Origin of the sequence: Bacillus sp. V3-13 (assembly GCF_002860165.1) — a bacterium.
GTDB lineage: Bacteria > Bacillota > Bacilli > Bacillales > Cytobacillaceae > Bacillus_BJ.
The window spans coordinates 47,109-64,898 of the sequence record NZ_PGUZ01000056.1; the positions used below are offsets into that span (position 1 = coordinate 47,109).

14 protein-coding genes are annotated in these 17,790 nt (G+C 43.9%); 10 read left to right on the plus strand and 4 right to left on the minus strand.

Annotated features, from left to right (window positions below; translation table 11 throughout):
* Window positions 1-149 precede the first annotated feature (149 nt).
* The 5 genes from CU633_RS18195 (at window position 150) to CU633_RS18215 (ending at window position 5,822) form a co-directional block, all read left to right on the plus strand.
* Window positions 150-1,145: an ABC transporter ATP-binding protein gene (locus CU633_RS18195; protein ID WP_101661992.1), complete on the plus strand. Its 996-nt coding sequence runs from the start codon at window positions 150-152 to the stop codon at window positions 1,143-1,145.
* Complete coding sequence (locus tag CU633_RS18200) at window positions 1,138-2,124, plus strand: ABC transporter ATP-binding protein (protein ID WP_101661993.1); 987 nt, start codon at window positions 1,138-1,140, stop codon at window positions 2,122-2,124. Before CU633_RS18195 ends, CU633_RS18200 begins: the two co-directional genes overlap by 8 nt.
* A gap of 94 nt (window positions 2,125-2,218) precedes the next feature.
* A complete protein-coding gene (locus CU633_RS18205) occupies window positions 2,219-3,820 on the plus strand; it encodes an ABC transporter substrate-binding protein (protein ID WP_101662011.1) in 1,602 nt (533 codons plus the stop codon).
* A gap of 83 nt (window positions 3,821-3,903) precedes the next feature.
* The gene (locus tag CU633_RS18210; protein ID WP_101661994.1) at window positions 3,904-4,908 is read left to right on the plus strand and encodes an ABC transporter permease; all 1,005 of its coding nucleotides are present in this window, start codon (window positions 3,904-3,906) and stop codon (window positions 4,906-4,908) included.
* A gap of 14 nt (window positions 4,909-4,922) precedes the next feature.
* A complete protein-coding gene (locus CU633_RS18215) occupies window positions 4,923-5,822 on the plus strand; it encodes an ABC transporter permease (RefSeq protein WP_101661995.1) in 900 nt (299 codons plus the stop codon).
* 125 nt (window positions 5,823-5,947) lie between these two features.
* Here the strand turns inward: CU633_RS18215 and CU633_RS18220 are convergent, their stop codons facing one another.
* From CU633_RS18220 to CU633_RS18230, 3 genes are all read right to left on the minus strand, one after another.
* Entirely contained in the window at window positions 5,948-7,030 is a 1,083-nt protein-coding gene (locus tag CU633_RS18220; RefSeq protein ID WP_101661996.1) for an FUSC family protein, read from the minus strand.
* Between the two features lie 193 nt (window positions 7,031-7,223).
* Complete coding sequence (locus CU633_RS18225; RefSeq protein ID WP_101661997.1) at window positions 7,224-11,690, minus strand: glutamate synthase-related protein; 4,467 nt, start codon at window positions 11,688-11,690, stop codon at window positions 7,224-7,226.
* A gap of 341 nt (window positions 11,691-12,031) precedes the next feature.
* Entirely contained in the window at window positions 12,032-13,327 is a 1,296-nt protein-coding gene (locus CU633_RS18230) for a glutamate-1-semialdehyde 2,1-aminomutase (protein ID WP_101661998.1), read from the minus strand.
* Between the two features lie 218 nt (window positions 13,328-13,545).
* Between CU633_RS18230 and CU633_RS18235 the strand changes: the two genes are divergently transcribed.
* The 4 genes from CU633_RS18235 to perR all read left to right on the plus strand — a co-directional run bounded on the left by CU633_RS18235 (window position 13,546) and on the right by perR (window position 16,084).
* Entirely contained in the window at window positions 13,546-13,950 is a 405-nt protein-coding gene (locus CU633_RS18235) for an ion channel (RefSeq protein WP_101661999.1), read from the plus strand.
* An 80-nt stretch (window positions 13,951-14,030) separates the two neighbouring features.
* Complete coding sequence (gene bcp / locus CU633_RS18240; protein ID WP_101662000.1) at window positions 14,031-14,501, plus strand: thioredoxin-dependent thiol peroxidase; 471 nt, start codon at window positions 14,031-14,033, stop codon at window positions 14,499-14,501.
* A 479-nt stretch (window positions 14,502-14,980) separates the two neighbouring features.
* Complete coding sequence (locus CU633_RS18245) at window positions 14,981-15,535, plus strand: cob(I)yrinic acid a,c-diamide adenosyltransferase (protein WP_101662001.1); 555 nt, start codon at window positions 14,981-14,983, stop codon at window positions 15,533-15,535.
* Between the two features lie 111 nt (window positions 15,536-15,646).
* On the plus strand, window positions 15,647-16,084 hold the full coding sequence (gene perR, locus CU633_RS18250) for a peroxide-responsive transcriptional repressor PerR (protein WP_180955026.1): 438 nt from the start codon (window positions 15,647-15,649) through the stop codon (window positions 16,082-16,084).
* A 59-nt stretch (window positions 16,085-16,143) separates the two neighbouring features.
* Here the strand turns inward: perR and CU633_RS18255 are convergent, their stop codons facing one another.
* Window positions 16,144-16,506 carry a YgzB family protein gene (locus tag CU633_RS18255; protein WP_101662003.1) on the minus strand — a complete coding sequence of 121 codons (363 nt, stop codon included), beginning with the start codon at window positions 16,504-16,506 and terminating at the stop codon, window positions 16,144-16,146.
* Between the two features lie 200 nt (window positions 16,507-16,706).
* Between CU633_RS18255 and CU633_RS18260 the strand changes: the two genes are divergently transcribed.
* Window positions 16,707-17,582 carry a nucleotidyltransferase-like protein gene (locus CU633_RS18260; RefSeq protein WP_101662004.1) on the plus strand — a complete coding sequence of 292 codons (876 nt, stop codon included), beginning with the start codon at window positions 16,707-16,709 and terminating at the stop codon, window positions 17,580-17,582.
* Window positions 17,583-17,790 lie beyond the last annotated feature (208 nt).

Sequence of the window (17,790 nt, forward strand, 5' to 3'; positions counted from 1 at the left end):
TATTTTATATATTTATAAAATTAAGAAAAATCAGTAGACTAAAATCTTGTTTTTTTATAAAATGATAAATACAGGAAACGAGCATCGTCCTTTTAAAAGTAGGTGAAGGGTGAAATCCTCTGCTTAACACGAAGGGAAGGGAGTCAAAGTTGGCAGAAGCTCCAGTATTAGACGTGAAAGATCTAAAAACATCGTTTTTTTCGTCAGACGGGGAAATTCCTGCCGTCGACGAAATCAGCTTTGCCGTCCATAAAGGTGAAATTATTGGGATTGTCGGTGAATCAGGGTGCGGAAAGAGCGTTACATCCTTATCGATTATGAAGCTGATTCCCCAGCCACCGGGAAAGATTGTTGGCGGGCAAATATTGCTTAATGGCGAGGATATTGTAAGTGCATCTGAAAAAAGAATGCGCCAGATCAGGGGTAATGAAGTGGCGATGATCTTTCAGGAGCCAATGACTTCTCTTAATCCGCTCTTTACGATAGGTCAACAGCTGACCGAAGCCATTTTAATACATAATAAAACCAGTAAAAAAGCTGCCTTTCAGCAATCCGTTGACATGCTGAAATTGGTCGGTTTGCCAAGGGCAGAACAAATTATGAAGGAATACCCCCACCAGCTTTCAGGCGGGATGCGGCAAAGGGTGATGATTGCCATGGCTCTTTCCTGCCATCCAAAGCTTCTCATTGCAGATGAACCAACGACCGCTTTAGATGTAACGATTCAGGCACAAATTCTGGCCTTGATGAAAGATTTAAACGTGAAGCTCGACACAGCGATCGTGATGATTACTCATGATCTCGGGGTCGTTGCCGAGTTATGCGAGCGAGTCATTGTCATGTATGCCGGGAAAATCGTTGAGGAGGCTTCTGTTCAAGCCATTTTTAAAGAACCGAAACATCCATATACACTCGGCCTGCTTAAATCAATTCCTGATATACGCAACAAGAAAGAACGGCTCTATTCGATTCCCGGAAATGTCCCCAAGCCGGGTTCGATTACACAGGGCTGCCGTTTTGCTGCCAGGTGCGAATATGTATTCGACCGCTGCCTCTCGGAAAACCCGCCTCTCTATCATGCTGGTGACGGTAACCATCAGGTTCGCTGTTTCTTGCATGAATCAGGAGGTGTGGCGAATGGCTGAGGTTTTATTGCAAGTAGACGGCTTGAAAAAATATTTTCCGATTTCCGGAGGCGTCTTTGGCAAAAAGGTTGGCGAAGTAAAAGCAGTTGATGATATCAGCTTTTTTATAAAAAAGGGAGAAACTCTCGGACTTGTCGGAGAGTCGGGTTGCGGCAAATCGACAACGGGCAGGATGCTGATGCGCCTGATAGAACCTACTGAAGGAAACATCGTTTTTCAAGGGGAGAACTTAACAGAGCTAAAGGACGGCGAGATGAGAAAGCTGCGCAAGGATATGCAAATGGTTTTTCAAGATCCTTTCGCATCATTAAATCCACGCCATACTGTAGAAAGGATATTGGAAGAACCGTTAATCGTCCATGGAATCGGAACTGCGAAGGAAAGAAAACAAAAAATAAGGGAAATGCTCGAAGTGGTCGGTTTAAGCAGCTATCATGCAAAACGCTATCCTCATCAATTCAGCGGCGGGCAAAGGCAGCGGATCGGAATAGCGCGCGCGCTGATGACGAAACCAAAGCTGATTATTGCGGATGAGCCTGTATCCGCCCTTGATGTCTCGATTCAATCGCAAGTGCTGAACCTTCTTGCCGATTTGCAGAAGGAATTTCAATTAACATACCTTTTTATCGCCCATGATCTCGGTGTCGTTAAGCATATTAGCGACAGGGTAGGCGTCATGTATCTTGGTAGACTCGTAGAAATTACGACTGCTAACAGGCTCTACGAGCGTCCCCTGCATCCGTATACACAAGCGTTGCTGGCTGCTGTTCCGGTTCCGGACCCAACTGTCCGGAAAGAACAAGTGCTTTTGGCGGGGGATATGCCGAGCCCTTCCGATCCGCCGGTAGGCTGTGCTTTTCATACAAGGTGCAAAGAATGCATGGAGGTCTGCAAATCCGTCAGACCTGAATTGGTTGAAATTGAACCCGGTCACTATGCGGCATGCCACTTATATACCGAAGCAGCAAAAAGCTTATAACGGTATGAAATTGGACAGAGCAGCATTGATGATAAAAAACAAACCAAAGCCGGAAGCTGCCTTAAGCTTTCGGAATAAAAAGAGGGGGTTAAAAATGAAGAAACGCAATGGCATTTTGTTTTTTGTGTTTGCTTTAATTTTGTCTTTGGCGCTTGCCGGCTGCAATTCACAATCATCAGGAGACAATAAACCTAATGATGCTGGAACAGGGGACGAAAAAGATTCGGCCAATGATACGCTCATTTTTGGACGGGGCGGCGATTCTGTTTCCCTTGATCCGGCCATTGTCACAGATGGTGAATCTTTTAAGGTGACAAAAAACATTTTTGAAACGCTTATTGAATTCGGGGAACAAGATACGGAAATCCATCCAGGCCTTGCCGAGGAATGGAGTAATACGGAAGATGGTTTGAAGTACACTTTAAAGCTGCGCAAAGGTGTGAAATTCCATGATGGCACGGATTTCAACGCCGAGGCGGTCGTGTTTAATTTTGAACGATGGAAAGCTGGAAATAAAGAAAAATTCTATTATTATAATTCCCAATTCGGAGATATCATTCAGTCGGTAACAGCAGTTGATGAACATACGGTCGAATTTACTTTAAACCGGCCGCTTGCCCCATTCTATAAAAACCTTGCAATGTCGCCATTTGCCATTGCCAGCCCTGCGGCTATTGAAAAGCATGGTGATAAGTTCGGTGAAAATCCCGTCGGAACCGGGCCGTTTGTGTTCAAGGAATGGAAAAGGAACGATCGCATTACAATCGTGAAAAATGAGAATTACTGGCAGGAAGGCCTGCCTAAACTAAACCAGGTTATTTTCCGGGCCATCCCTGAAAATTCAGCAAGGTTGAATGCTCTTTCCTCAGGGGAAGTGGACTTAATTGATGGCGTAAACTTCAGCGATTTAGGACAAATCGAAGCAAATTCCGACTTGCAAGTATTCAATCGCCCGTCATTGAATGTAGCATATGTTGGCTTGACGAACACGCGCGGGCCGCTCAAAGAAAAGCTTGTCCGCCAGGCCTTGAACCATGCAGTGGATAAAAAAGCGCTTGTTGATGCTTTCTTTGCAGGAGCGGCAGAACCAGCGATCAATCCAATGCCGCCGGTTGTGGCGGGCTATAATGAAGAAGTTGAAGATTATCCGTACGATCCTGAAAAAGCAAAAGAGCTTTTAAAAGAAGCAGGCTATGAAAATGGATTTGAAATGGAGCTATGGGCAATGCCGGTTCCTCGTCCGTATATGCCGGACGGCCAAAAGGTAGCCGAAGCCCTTCAGGCTAATTTCGAAGCAATTGGTGTTAAAGCAAACATTAAAACATACGAATGGGCTACGTATTTAGAAAAAACCCGTTTGGGAGAAGCGGATTCGTTCCTGCTTGGCTGGACAGGGGACAATGGAGATGCAGATAACTTCCTGTACGTATTATTGGATAAGGACAACATTGGCAGCAATAACTACACTTATTATGACAATCAAGAAGTTCATGATTTGCTTATTAAAGCACAATCTACTGCCGATCAGAAAGAGCGGGAAGAGCTGTACAAACAAGCTCAAGTCATCATTAAAGAGGATGCTCCGTGGATTCCGCTTGTCCACTCCAAGCCGGCATTGGCTGGAAGAGCGGATATTACTGGCTTCAAGCCTCACCCAACAGGTTCCGACTTACTTGCAACTGTTGAATTCAAATAATTGTAAGCAGGGAAGGGAGTGCAGGTAATGGCTCCCTTTCGTTTATGTAATAAGAATAAGGTTCCTTGAAACGAGGTGGAAAAATGCTGGCTTACTCTGTGCGAAGGATATTCCTCCTTGTCCCGGTTTTACTGGGGCTGACGCTGATCGTCTTTTTTATCATCCGGGCCATTCCCGGGGATCCGGCTCAGGTGATACTTGGGCAGCAGGCTACGAAAGAAGCTGTTGCCGCATTAACCAAGCAGCTCGGTCTTGACCAGCCATGGTACATTCAATATTTTCAGTATCTTGGCAAGCTTTTGACAGGAGACCTTGGTGAGTCGCTGCGAACAAACGCACCGATAAGCGAGGAAATTTGGCCCTATTTAGCCGCGACGATTGAACTTTCACTTTGCGCTATGCTGATCGCTGTCGTAATTGGTGTTAACGCAGGCATCATCAGTGCCTGGCTGCAAAACTCCTGGTTCGATTATGCCGCGATGGTTATGGCATTAATTGGGGTTTCGGTGCCGATTTTTTGGCTCGGTCTTATGGAGCAGTGGATATTCGCGATAAATCTCGAATGGCTTCCGACATCAGGCAGGGAAAATGTCCGGAACCCGGTCTCATCGATAACGAATTTATATTTGATTGATACGTTACTGCAGGGAAGGATCGACCAGTTCTGGGATGTGGTTAAGCACTTGGTGCTGCCAAGTGTTGCCCTCGCGACAATTCCAATGGCGATTATCGCCAGAATTACGCGCTCAACGATGCTGGAAGTGATGCGCTTCGATTTTATTCGTACCGCCCGCGCGAAGGGGCTAAGGATGTTCTGGGTTGTTTACAGGCACTCTTTAAAAAATGCGATCATTCCAGTGCTGACGATTATTGGCTTGCAAACAGGATTGCTGCTTGGCGGCGCGATTTTGACAGAGATGATTTTCAGCTGGCCCGGAATCGGACGCTACATATACGAAGCAATAAATTTTCGCGATTATCCCGTTATTCAATCTGGCATTTTAATCATTGCCTTAATTTTTGTGACGATTAATCTGATTGTCGATTTGCTCTATGCGGCAATTGATCCGCGAATTAAATATGATTAAGGGGGGAGCCTGACATGGAACTGTCAACGGATAAGGAGTTTGAGCCGCTGAACCCATTTGCTGAGGACAAACCGGTTTCCCCGTGGCTCGAGGCGTGGAGAAGCTTTCGGCGAAATAAACTGGCGTTAGCCGGCACAATCATCGTTTTGTTTTTTATCGTGCTCGCGATCTTTGCTCCGGTGATTGCCCCTTCCGGAATCAATGAGCAGGATTTCTCCAAAAAGCTTCAACCGCCATCAAGCCAGCATTGGTTCGGGACCGATGATTTTGGCAGGGATATTCTTTCGCGCGTTATTTTTGGGGCGAGAATATCGCTTCGCGTCGGTTTTATTTCAGTGCTGGGATCGATTGTAGCCGGCTGCTTGCTAGGAATTATCGCAGGGTATTATGGGAAATGGGTTGATACGGTTATTTCCAGACTGTTTGATATTATGCTTGCATTCCCGAGTATTCTACTGGCGATTGCGATCGTTGCGGTTCTCGGCCCATCTTTAACAAATGCGCTCATTGCGATTGCGATTATCAATATCCCGAACTTTGGCAGACTGATTCGTTCAAGGGTTTTAAGTGTAAAACAAGAAGAGTTTATCGTCGCCGCAAAGGCGGTAGGCATGAGTGATCAGAGAATTTTATTTGTGCATGTGCTCCCAAACAGCATGGCGCCGATCATCGTCCAGGGAACACTTGCGATCGCGACTGCGATTATTGAAGCAGCTGCTCTTGGCTTTCTTGGTCTTGGTGCCGGAGCGCCAAATCCGGAGTGGGGGAAAATGCTGTCAGATGCAAAGCAGTTTATGATCCAGGCACCATGGACGATGATCTTTCCAGGGTTGGCGATTATGCTGACGGTGTTGGGCTTCAATCTGATGGGGGACGGGCTTAGAGATGCGCTGGACCCGCGGATGAAACATTAAGAAAGCAGCTGACAAATGGTCAGCTGCTTTTTGGCAATAGCACTAAGGGTAGTTCCGGCAAACCAATGGTTTCACTTAAATCAATGGCATTTTGTGCTTGAATCCTTTTCCAAAGGTAAACTTAATTATTGTTCAGCTTCATCCTCAATTGCAACCTCATTCTCATCCTTATGAAACGATTGAAAACTGCTGATTAACAGGTCCAGATGCTCAAGCTCTTCCCCATATTCAATGATGGCGGAGACAATTTGCATCGTATGGTACATCAGGGCATCATCCGGATCATCCAATTCCTTTTGCTGGGCCAGAAATAGATCAAATAGCCCTTTTTTATTGCGGCAAATATCGTTTTCCGTATGCTCGGAATAGTATTTTATTTTACCGATGAATCTTAGTAAAAGCTGTTCATGGTGATTAATTAAGCAGTCCAGCTGTTCCTGGACGGCTTCCTGAAACGGGGCTGGCATATGGTTGAGTTCATTTTCAAAGCGATGAAGCCGCCTCAATGTTTGAAGAGAGCGTTTCAAGGCAGTGATCATTTGCCGATAAATGACCAATTTTCTCGATTTCGCCAAATCATTTCGTTTTAAATAGTTTCGCTCTTCCTTGTACATTAGATAGAGCTGATCCAGCTTTATGATGTCCTCTTTAATTTCTTCGATATCAATTTTCAATACTTTATGCTCCGCAGTGTTCCTGGTATTCAATCGGATCCACTTAGTGACCTCTTCAGTAATGCCAGAGATCTTGTAATAAAGCTTGTTTTCATATTTAGGAGGCAAAAACACCAGGTTCACGATAAAAGCAGAGAATATACCGAGCATAATCGTCGAAAAGCGGATCATCGCAAAGTCGATAAAATTGCCTTGCGTATATTCCATGATCGCAATTAATGTAACTAAGGAAAGGGCGATGGTGTTGCCGATTTTGAGCTTAAGATTAATCGTAATGACGATTATTGCAGCCAGGCCGATGATAAAAATATTGTTCCCAAACAGCAGCACAAATGCAATGCCGATAATAGCACCAATGATATTCCCCTGAACCTGTTCGACAATGGATAAATAAGACCGGTAGATGGTTGGCTGTATGGCAAAAATAGCTGCAATTCCGGCAAATACGGGTGATGGAAGATTAAACATTTCAGCCAGAAACAGCGCAAGAGTAATAGCGATTCCCGTTTTTAAAATGCGGGCACCAAGCTTCATAACAAATTAAATCCTTTCTAAATCATAATTACTGAAGATGAGTTAATATAGATACTTTTAACCGAAAGTTAGTAAACTAAACAATATTGTACTATACAATGATTATGCCCGAAGATCAAGGGTTATTTCTATGAAGATGTTTTTCGGAAAAAACAAAAAGCCCGTGCCAATTTGGCAACGGGCTTTAAAGTGATTATTCTGTTGAAACGGAAGGGTCTGCCTGTTCTTTTACAGGGACAACCTGCACAAAGTGTTTTTCCGGATTTTCCAATAGAAGGGCGAGCTCGGCAGCTTCATCATGCTGTTCCTGAGCGTTCAGCATTTGCAGATAATTTTGCAAAAGCTCTGCCACATCCGCTTTTCCTTGTTCAGATAAAGCTGTTACCGAAACTTTAGCACCTTTGGCAATCCTTCTTTGGATCGCTTCTTTTGTTAATCCCATCTCTGGCTGGTGGCGCAAGTATACGACACCGCCAGTCATTCCGGCGCAAATCCATGGGCCCGGATCACCGAGAACAAGGCCCCTGCCGTTTGTCATATATTCGAAAGCAAAACCTTTAATATTTGCTTTTGCACCGATATTGCCAAATTCTTTTTCAGGCAATGGCTCTTTAATAAGGCCGCCAATAATCATATCTGCCCCTGACAATCTGATTCCGGCACGTGCATCGGCATTTCCCTGGGCAATGAGAAGCCCTTTCTGCGCTCCATAGCCAAAGCCTTTCCCAACGGCGCCATTATAAAATTTGCCGTCCTTGCCTTTTGACTTGGCGATCTGGATGCTTCCGCCAAACGAGGTTTTCCCAACACCGTCCTGACCACCGCCGCTCACCTGGATGCGAATGCCTTCGCTGTTATAGGCTCCAAGCCCGTTTCCTAAAATCGATCCCTTATATTTCAAATCAACAGGAGGGAGGTTTTTATAAGAACCGTCAAGACGGCCGCGAACGCGATGGCATGATACGCGGCTCGCCAGCACTCTCTGCCCCGAATTCACACTGTGGAACTCGCGGGAATGGTGAAGCTCAGAATCAACTCCATCCAGATATTCGGCGCCAACCGCAACCTGAAGCTGTTTCGTTTCCAATGCCGCGGCAGCTTCTTTCTGGTTAAGCTGGCCGATTTCGAGCGTTTTCAGCAAATAGGTTAAATCGAGCTGATCCTTGCCTTTAACCTGTTCAAGCAGATCGGAACGGCCGACTGCGTCCTGCAGGTTTTTAATTCCAATCGAAGCAGCCAATTCTTTTAATTCCTGGCCAAATGCTGTAAACAGGTTAACAAGCCCCTGTACAGCTAAATCATACTGTCTTGGCACAAAGCGGCGCAAACCATGCTCTTTTGCCTGGGCTTCAGAATCAATTTGCGTTGCGATACCGACATGGCATGTGTCAAGATGGCAGCCACGGCATGTTGTACAGCCGATTGATATCATCGTAAGGGTGCCAAAGCCAACCCGGTTGGCGCCAAGAAGCATCACTTTCAGGACATCGAGTGCACTTTTGATTCCGCCATCAGCCCATAGCTCAACTTTATCGCGCAAACCTGCTTCAAGAAGGGCGTTATGGGCGGCTTTTACGCCAATTTCCACCGGCAGGCCAACATGCTGGAGGGCGTGGATTCTTGCTGCGCCCGTTCCGCCATCAAAGCCGCTCAGTGTAATAATATCAGCTCCTGCTTTTGCGATTCCGACAGCAATCGTTCCGATATTCGGAACGACCGGCACCTTTACGGCGACCTGTGCCTGGTCATTAGCCGTTTTTAGCTCGTGAATCATTTGCGCGAGATCTTCGATAGAATAAATGTCATGGTTATTAGAAGGAGAGATTAAATCGGAACCGATTGTTGCGTTCCGCGCCTCTGCAATCTTTGCTGTTACTTTCGATCCAGGGAGGTGGCCACCTTCACCAGGCTTGGCGCCCTGGCCAATTTTAATCTCGAGCAAGTTCGTTGAATTCAGCAGTTCGGCATTAACCCCAAACCTTCCGGAAGCGATTTGCTGCCCGCGTGTTCTTGGATATTTGCCGAGCATATCTTTGATTTCGCCGCCTTCACCATTCAAGCTAACCATATTCAGACGGTCCGCTCCTTCAGCGTAAGCCCGGAAGGCCGTCTCATTTTGTGAACCAAACGACATCGAGGCAATCACAAATGGCAGGCTGTGTTTTCCAACGCCGATATTGACTTCCTCCGGCCGTACAGGTGCCGCCGCTTTTTTCAGGCTTGTTAAATGGCGGATCGTTGTAGGATTTTGTTCTTCCTGCTCGCTGATTTTCTCCCGGTAAGCATTGTAATCACCAGTTGACGCTACTTCGCCGATTGCTTTCCAAATGCGCGGGAACAGGTGGAATGTTTTGCCGATGCGCTCTTTTTCATTTTGATAATCAGCTGCCCGTAAGATCGCATCTTCTTTCAGCGCTTCAAAATTACTGGCTAAATGTGTTGCGCCAAAGAAGTTGACAATGTTCAAGTATTCAGCGACTTGCTCATTCAAACCGATGGCAGAGAAAAGACGGCCGTATCCGCGCAATTCATGGATGCCGATCGTTGAAATGACTTTTTCAAGCCCCTTTGTCATAGCGCTGTATAAGTTTACGAGCGGCTTTAACGATTCGTCCAGCACGGTCGTGAACATATAGTAAGGGCTGATCAGGTCAGCGCCCAAACCAAATGCGGTAATGATATCGTGCAAGGAACGAATCGCGGCTGAGCGAAGTAAAAGAGAGCAGTCTCTTCTCAGCTCTGCTTTAACAAGCGCCTGGTCGATCGCAGAAATGACAAGATGCGGATCAAGCCAGTAATGGCCGTCTTGATGGGAATCGGCATCATCGATAATCAACAGCGTTTTCCCGTTTTTGACAGCAGCGACTGCGGCATCAGCGAGCCGCTGTAAGGCATTTTCAACCGTTTCTTCGCTTGTAAATGTCGAAGACAGATATGAAGCAAGCTTTTGCTCCTGGAAAAGATGCACGATCTGGTCATAACTAGGCTGCCCGAGCTGCCGGGAACATTCGAAGCCTGCTTTTCCTTCAATTAAAATAGGTGTTAAAAGCTCAATAATGGTGCTTGTTTCATCTTTGGCAAATAAATTAGGACGCTTTCCGATAATCGTTCTTGTTGAAAAATGTTCGGTTTCCCTGTCGCGGTCGATTGCCGGATTTGTAACAACAGCAACGCTTTCTTTTATATAATCCGCAATGTTTTTTCGCTCTGGATTCAAGGCTGCCAGCGGAGCATCATGGCCAAGCGACCGGATTGGTTCGGCTCCTTTTTCTGCCATCTGTTCAACAAGCTGAACATGATCGCGTTCCCAGCCGAACGCTTTATACTGGCCGTTATGAATTTTGATCGGATAATTCATTAGGACCGTTTTAGCCAGAGCCGGAGGGTTTAACCTCTTTCTCGTATCTGTAAAGTTGACTCTTTGCGAAAAGCGGGTGTAAACTTCAGCCTGGTATTGTTCCTGCTCATAAACCTTCAAAGTTTGTCCGTCCCATTTAAAGCCAACCTTTTCCCCTGGTGCCAATGGTTTTGGATCATTCCTATATTCTTCTGCAGGAATGATCCCCGGTTCAGAAGAAAATAGATACGATGATTGTGTTTCGAGCATCCAAAGCGGACGAAGGCCAAGAGCATCAACACTAAATACCGCTTCATCACCGAATCGCGAAATGATTCCGGCCGGCCCCTGGGCAAAATGGCCCCATGCTTCGCGAATATACGTATAAAGATCCTGCATGTGTTCCGGATATGCTTTTATCTCATTAATGATTGGCGGAAACAATAAGTCCATGACCTCAAATAAAGAATAGCCGTCACGGCAAATAAACGTTTCCATCGTTCTGCTTAAATCCTGGGAATCACTGCCGTCTTTGACCAACGGGACTCCAATCATTTTTGCCTCATCGCGAAGCTTGGCAATCGTGTTAATCTCTCCATTATGACCGAGTATACTGAAAGGCTGGACCCGGAAAAAGCTTGAAAGGGTATTGGTAGAATAACGATTATGGCCAAGAGTCATCGTGGAAGCGGCCAGTGGGTTTGCAAGATCATGGTAATATTTCGGCAGAATATCGCCGGCTCCCATCACCTTATAGACGGCATGATGCTGGCTTAAAGAAGCAACATGGACATTTTCGTTCAGTTCAAAATCGATAATCAGCTCAAATAACGCTTTGGACAATTCCTGTCCGGAAAGCGGTGAAACGCCGGCAAACTGCCAGAAAACCGGGTTTTCCTGGATGGCAATCGGTCCTAGCGCAGACGGATTCGTTACACTGTCTGTTTCAAATAAAATATCAAACTGGGAAGCTTCCAATTTTTTAATTAATCCATTTTTAATAGATTTGCTGTCAGCCTTTCTCGTGATAAATATATGACCGACAACAAAGTTGTCCTGATCAACCACTGCAGGATCGAGGTTGGCTTTCTTGAATTTTTCCTTCCAAAGTTCTCGCGGAATATCGATATGGATCCCGACTCCATCTCCTTCGCCGTTGATGAATCCGGCCCGGTGGTTCATGGTGACTAATGCATTTATACAATTAAATATATTCTCATTAGTAGGTTTTTTTGTTTTTTCCAAAGACGCAACAATTCCGCAAGCATCATGTTCCTGCCTGTGAAAGTCAGTGAAAAGAGAAGGACTCCATTTTTGTGTCATAGCCTCGGCTTGGGAAGAGGATTGATGTTCCCTAAAGCCGGTTCACCTCCTAAATAAAAAATGTCATTCATAATCTCATGTTTGAGTAGGTTAATTGCGGTGAAAAAAGGGAAAGGGTTAATAAACCGTGAACGGTTTATTTAAAAAGGTATTTTTACGTAATATTCGTATCATATCATAAGAATTTTCAGAAATCAATTATTATACAGCAAGTTGGATGCTAATTGTTGAAGAAAAAAATAAAAAAATGTATAATTGTGTTATTTGTAAACGTTTTCAAAGGAAGTTATTAAAAAGCCGGAAGACAGAAATTCTTCCGGAATGTATAAAAAAATGAATATTTATTCGTTTGCCAGTAAGTAAAATGCGTTTTGGACAGCGTGAAGTGTAGCTTGAATATCTTCTTCCGTATGGGCTATCGTTATAAACCACGCTTCATATTTAGATGGGGCCAGATTGATTCCCTGGTTCAACATATGTTTAAAAAACTTCGCGAACATTTCCCCATCCGTATTTTCTGCCTGTTCATAGTTTTCCACTTTCACATCCGTAAAATAGACAGTAAAGGCACCTTTTAAACGGTTTATTGTAATCGGAATATTAAATTGCTTTGCAGCTTCAAGAATGCCTTCTTCAAGCATTTCGCCGAGATGGTCTAAATGCTCGTACACTCCCTTTTGCTTAAGAACCTCCAGACAGGCGATTCCCGATAAAATGGAGGCTGGATTTCCTGCCATTGTTCCGGCCTGGTAAGCGGGGCCAAGCGGAGCGACGGTTTCCATGATTTCCTGCCTTCCTCCATAGGCTCCAATCGGCAGCCCGCCGCCAATGATTTTTCCCAGTGCAGTTAAATCGGGCTGGATGCCGAGCATGTCCTGGGCACCTCCATACATAAACCGAAATGCTGTAATGACTTCATCATAGATGACAAGTGCGCCTGCAGCATGGGCAAGCTCGTTTATTTGTTTTAAAAATCCTTCTTTCGGTTCAACGATCCCAAAGTTGCCAACGATCGGCTCGACCAGGACTGCCGCTATTTGATCGCCCCATTTTTCAAGAGCCTCTTTAAATGGCTTGATGTCATTAAAAGGAACGGTGATAACTTCCTGTGCAATGCTTTGAGGCACCCCTGCAGAGTCTGGAGTGCCGAGAGTTGATGGACCTGAACCGGCTGCGACAAGGACAAGGTCGGAATGGCCATGATAGCAGCCGGCAAATTTGATGATCTTATCCCTCCCCGTGTAAGCCCGGGCGACACGGATCGTTGTCATGACGGCTTCTGTACCCGAATTGACAAAGCGTACTTTTTCTAAAGCAGGCATCGCTTCTTTAATCATTTTTGCGAATTTTATTTCATGCGGGGTCGGTGTTCCATAAAGAACTCCTGTTTCCGCCGCTTTTTTTATTGCTTCCGTGATATGCGGATGGGCATGGCCTGTGATAATCGGCCCGTACGCTGCTAAATAATCTATATATTGATTGCCGTCCACATCCCAAAAATACGCTCCATTCGCGCGTTCCATCACGACAGGCGCTCCGCCGCCAACGGCTTTGTACGAGCGTGAGGGGCTGTTCACCCCGCCGACAATATGTTCGAGTGCTTCTTTATGTAATCGTTCTGAATTTGAAAATTGCATCGATATCCTCCTCGTGAAAATCTGTCCTCTATTTTACATGATTTGCAGAAACGTTTCATTATTATAAGCTCGTGTTTAACACACATGGAGCATTAAATCGAAATTTCTGTGGCATATTGGCTTATATCATTCTTGATCTGGCTGTTGGCAGCCTGCATATCGATGAATGCTTACGCGTATAGATGGATGAAGGGAGTTGTCCGGAAAAGAGGGAAAAGATGATGTTTTATGCGATGCTGGCCCTGGTCATTTTCTGTATCGGAATGAGTTTGCGCACATTATTCTTACCCTATAAAATAAAAGGAAAGCGTGTTTCTTTTGAGAATTTTCTGTTTCTGATCTTAATATATGCGACGATTATGCTCGGTTTTGGTTTGATCTTTATGCTGTTTGATTTACAGGGCGAGCCCGTGCTGATCGAAGCGGGCAACAGAGCTGCGGGAGATTTTTGGAGCCGTTTGGAAACCTCGATTTATTTTAGCGCAATGACACTTTTTTCAGTTGGCTATGGGGATGTGTTTCCTGTTGGCATGGGCCGGACGATTGCAGTCGTGGAGGCATTGATCGGCTATACGATCCCGGCCGCATTCGTGGCTAGGGCGGTCTTTGACTCGGAAAAATAAGCTCAACATGCTGAAAGTTTGTTTTTTACAACAATTTTGGATACGCTTACCTATATGCTAATGAATTTGGAGGAAATAGTATGGATGAATTGACTGGAAAACGAGCCCCCGACTTTAAACTGCCGGCAAGTAACGGACAAACTGTCAGCCTCTCAGACTTCCGCGGGAAAAATATCGTTCTTTATTTTTATCCGAAAGATATGACGCCTGGCTGCACAACTCAAGCCTGTGATTTCCGCGACCGCCATCAAAGCTTTGCTGATGCGAATGCGGTTATTCTCGGCATCAGTACTGACCCGGTCGCAAAGCACGAAAAGTTTATTGAAAAGTACGATTTGCCATTTCTGTTGCTTGCTGATGAAGAACATAAAGCCGCAGAAGCTTATGGGGTATGGAAACTGAAGAAAAACTTCGGCAAGGAATATATGGGAATTGAAAGGTCAACCTTCATCATCGACCAAAATGGAAACGTCGTTAAAGAATGGAGAAAAGTATCGGTGAAAGACCATGTTGAAGAGGCATTGCAGTATATTACTGAAAACCTCAAATAAAACGATTCTGCGGAATGAAGCCTATTTTATTGGCAGGAAGGCTTTTGTCCATGCCAAAAGCGATATTTTGAATATCATTTTATTAGGGCATACCTCCTCAGATAAGTCTTAGCGGTCCAGTCAAACTGGGCCGTCTTTTTTTTGAACAAAAAGATATGCGATTCGTCGGCTAGCCGTTCAGTTTGACTGCACAGTTTTTTATTAGTGAGTGATATTATATTATTGAAGAAAGTGTTTTAATAACAGCTTTAAAAATGATGAAATTGCCCGCCTATTTTGGCGTTTTTAGCAATGAGTCCCTTGATTAACAGCATCCATTTTGGGAAATGGAAAATATAACCGTGACCCCCCATCTTTCGAGTATAACCAAAAACTGCATGCCAAGAGCATTTGCTATTTTTAAATATAATTTACATACATATATTAATAAAGATAGCGGATTTTTAAATGTAATTAACCTTGAAAGGGGCTATTGATACGTGAAGATTTATACGAAAACCGGAGATAAAGGGACAACATCGCTTATATACGGTGAAAGAGTGGCGAAAGATGATCTGCGGGTAGAGGCTTATGGAACTTGTGATGAAGCCAATTCAATGATTGGGCTGGCAATGAGCTTTTTGAATAAAGAGTTTTTTGACGGGAAAGATGAACTCGAAGAAGTGTTCCATAAAATTCAAACAGCTTTATTCCATGTTGGAGCAGAACTTGCCACTCCAAGTGGAAGAGAAGTGAAATGGGTTTTAAAAGAAGAGCATTTGAATGAATTGGAGCAAATGATTGACAAGCTGGATGCTTTTTTGCCTGCATTATCAAACTTTATTCTGCCAGGCGGCCATTCTGCCGGAGCAGCGCTGCACGTTGCAAGGACAATGGTCCGGAGGGCTGAACGATGTGCGGTCGGTATCAATGCTGATTTCAATCCATTAGTGCTTGCTTATTTAAACAGGTTGTCAGATTTTCTTTTTGTTGCTGCCCGATTTGTGAATTTTCATTTAGGGCAAAAAGAAATGCCTCTTCATGGCGAAAATTAAATCAGGTAAGCATATTATTTAGTTTGTGTATTGACAAAATGCTTAAAAAGTGAGTAGACTAATTATAAAGATTATAATATAAGAATACTTTCAGAAGAGAGGTGCATGGCGATGGACCACGGTCAATTAAAAGAAGCGTTGGAGACCTTAAAGGAAACAGGCGTTAGGATTACTCCGCAACGTCATGCGATACTTGAATATTTAATAAACTCAATGTCACACCCGACTGCCGATGAAATATACAAGTCCTTGGAAGGGAAATTCCCTAACATGAGTGTGGCAACCGTTTACAATAATTTAAGAGTATTTCGTGAAGTGGGACTTGTTAAAGAGTTAACCTATGGTGATGCATCCAGTCGTTTTGATTTTGTGACAAGCCATCATTATCATGTGATTTGTGAAAAGTGCGGAAAGATCGTTGATTTTCATTATCCTGGGCTTGATGAAGTAGAGCAGCTTGCTTCTCATGTTACCGGTTTTAAAGTAAGCCACCATCGTATGGAGATTTACGGAACTTGTTCTGACTGTTCGTTTAAAGAAGCGCATTAAGCCAGCTGATAGCCCGTAGCTATTGGCTTTTTTGTTGCTTAGAAAAAGAAAAGCCGTCTTCACACATGACGGCTTTTCTCTTTTTTTCGATTGTATTTTTCATCAAACTCTTTTCCCTCAAGATTTCGGTCAAGAGTTAACGGTTCGCGGCAATACATGCACATATCCACGCGGCCAAGTATTTTTGTATGCTTTCCGCAATTCGGACACACAACTTGAACGGTTTTTGTCGAAAGCATGCCAATCCAAAAGTAAACAACAGTGCTGGCAATGATAAAAAGAAGACCAAGTATCATAAAAATGATCATCACTACAGGTGAGTTTCTGAAGAAAATCCCCCCGTACATCACAATAATTCCGATAAAAATTAAGCTTAGGGCAAACGTCCGAATTTTATTGATCTTGCTAGAATATTTAGCCATGCTTGTACCTCCTAAAGAATACATACATTATATCATTTCAGCAGGAGGAAGTGGAATGGTTTAGGTTTGCTGGAATTCTCTACAGTGACACCACCCACGGCTGAAGCAGTGGGCTTTCTTCGTCCCAATCTGTAATCTAAGAAGGAAATTTTCGTTTTTTTGTCGAAAATATAAGCAATTAATAAAGTGGAGGAATAATGATGGAGGACATTCTTAGGCCTGTATATCAAGAGCGGGCAAGCCAACCAAACACCCTTGGCGTCCTGATGATCGAAAAAAAACGAAAATGGAGCCCGTCTACCGATACATTTGATGCTATTTTGCTGATAGTGATCAAGGAAGCAGAACGGCCAGTATATGTGAAGCATTATACTTATGGTGATAAAAAGGCGGCTCTTCATATTATAAGTGAACAACAATTACATGAGTGGCTGTTGCTGGGGTCGAATCGAAAAATTATCGATTGGCTTTATAATGGGAAAATCTTGTTTGACCGGAACGAATATATTCATAATTTAAAGATTGAGCTGAAGGAATTTCCTTTCTACGGACGTAAAATAAAAATAGGACTCGAATTTGCAAAATTAATTCGCCGCTACACGGACGGGAAAGCTTTTTTTGATAATCAGCATTACCTGGACGCATATAACGATGTTGTCCATTCTTTGCACCATCTTGCCAGATTAGCCGTTATTGAAAACGGCTTCCATCCCGAAGTAACTGTGTGGCATCAGGTGAAACAGATTGAACCGGAGATTTTTAAGCTTTATGAAGAATTGGTTAGCAGTGAAGAGCCCCTTGAAAAAAGACTTGAGTTGCTGTTTTTAGCAAGTGAGTTTTTAATTCATTCAAGAACGCAAATGGGAACTGCACATATTATAGATGTATTGAAGGAAAAAGATCTTTGGACATTCGATGAAATCATGAATCAAGAAGAATTAACAGCCTATTCCGTTGATCTGGGAGTACTGCTTGAATATCTTAATGAAAAGAATTTAGTTGAAGTCATCAATGTAGAAACGAAGGGACAATCCCTTTATCACAGGGTTTATAAAGCAGCGAAAAAGTTATACTAAAAAAACTTTAAACCCTATTGACCTTTTGTTGAATACTTGTTATATTAATATCCGTCGCTTCGAAATGCGTATAATATTACTTTTCGTCGCAGACGGATCTTTTGAAAAAAGGTGTTGACTAAAAGAACACCACATGTTATATTAGTAAAGTCGCCTCGCGGCGGCAAACGAGTTTATTGCTCTTTGAAAACTGAACAAGCAAGCAAAA

Bases quoted from the DNA above. Each gene is read 5' to 3' on its own strand.
- CU633_RS18200 (WP_101661993.1), top strand. From the start codon at position 1,138: ATGGCTGAGGTTTTATTGCAAGTAGACGGCTTGAAAAAATATTTTCCG.
- CU633_RS18205 (WP_101662011.1), top strand. From the start codon at position 2,219: ATGAAGAAACGCAATGGCATTTTGTTTTTTGTGTTTGCTTTAATTTTG.
- CU633_RS18210 (WP_101661994.1), top strand. From the start codon at position 3,904: ATGCTGGCTTACTCTGTGCGAAGGATATTCCTCCTTGTCCCGGTTTTA.
- CU633_RS18215 (WP_101661995.1), top strand. From the start codon at position 4,923: ATGGAACTGTCAACGGATAAGGAGTTTGAGCCGCTGAACCCATTTGCT.
- CU633_RS18220 (WP_101661996.1), bottom strand. From the start codon at position 7,030: ATGAAGCTTGGTGCCCGCATTTTAAAAACGGGAATCGCTATTACTCTT.
- CU633_RS18225 (WP_101661997.1), bottom strand. From the start codon at position 11,690: ATGACACAAAAATGGAGTCCTTCTCTTTTCACTGACTTTCACAGGCAG.
- CU633_RS18230 (WP_101661998.1), bottom strand. From the start codon at position 13,327: ATGCAATTTTCAAATTCAGAACGATTACATAAAGAAGCACTCGAACAT.
- CU633_RS18235 (WP_101661999.1), top strand. From the start codon at position 13,546: ATGATGTTTTATGCGATGCTGGCCCTGGTCATTTTCTGTATCGGAATG.
- bcp (WP_101662000.1), top strand. From the start codon at position 14,031: ATGGATGAATTGACTGGAAAACGAGCCCCCGACTTTAAACTGCCGGCA.
- perR (WP_180955026.1), top strand. From the start codon at position 15,647: ATGGACCACGGTCAATTAAAAGAAGCGTTGGAGACCTTAAAGGAAACA.
- CU633_RS18255 (WP_101662003.1), bottom strand. From the start codon at position 16,506: ATGGCTAAATATTCTAGCAAGATCAATAAAATTCGGACGTTTGCCCTA.
- CU633_RS18260 (WP_101662004.1), top strand. From the start codon at position 16,707: ATGGAGGACATTCTTAGGCCTGTATATCAAGAGCGGGCAAGCCAACCA.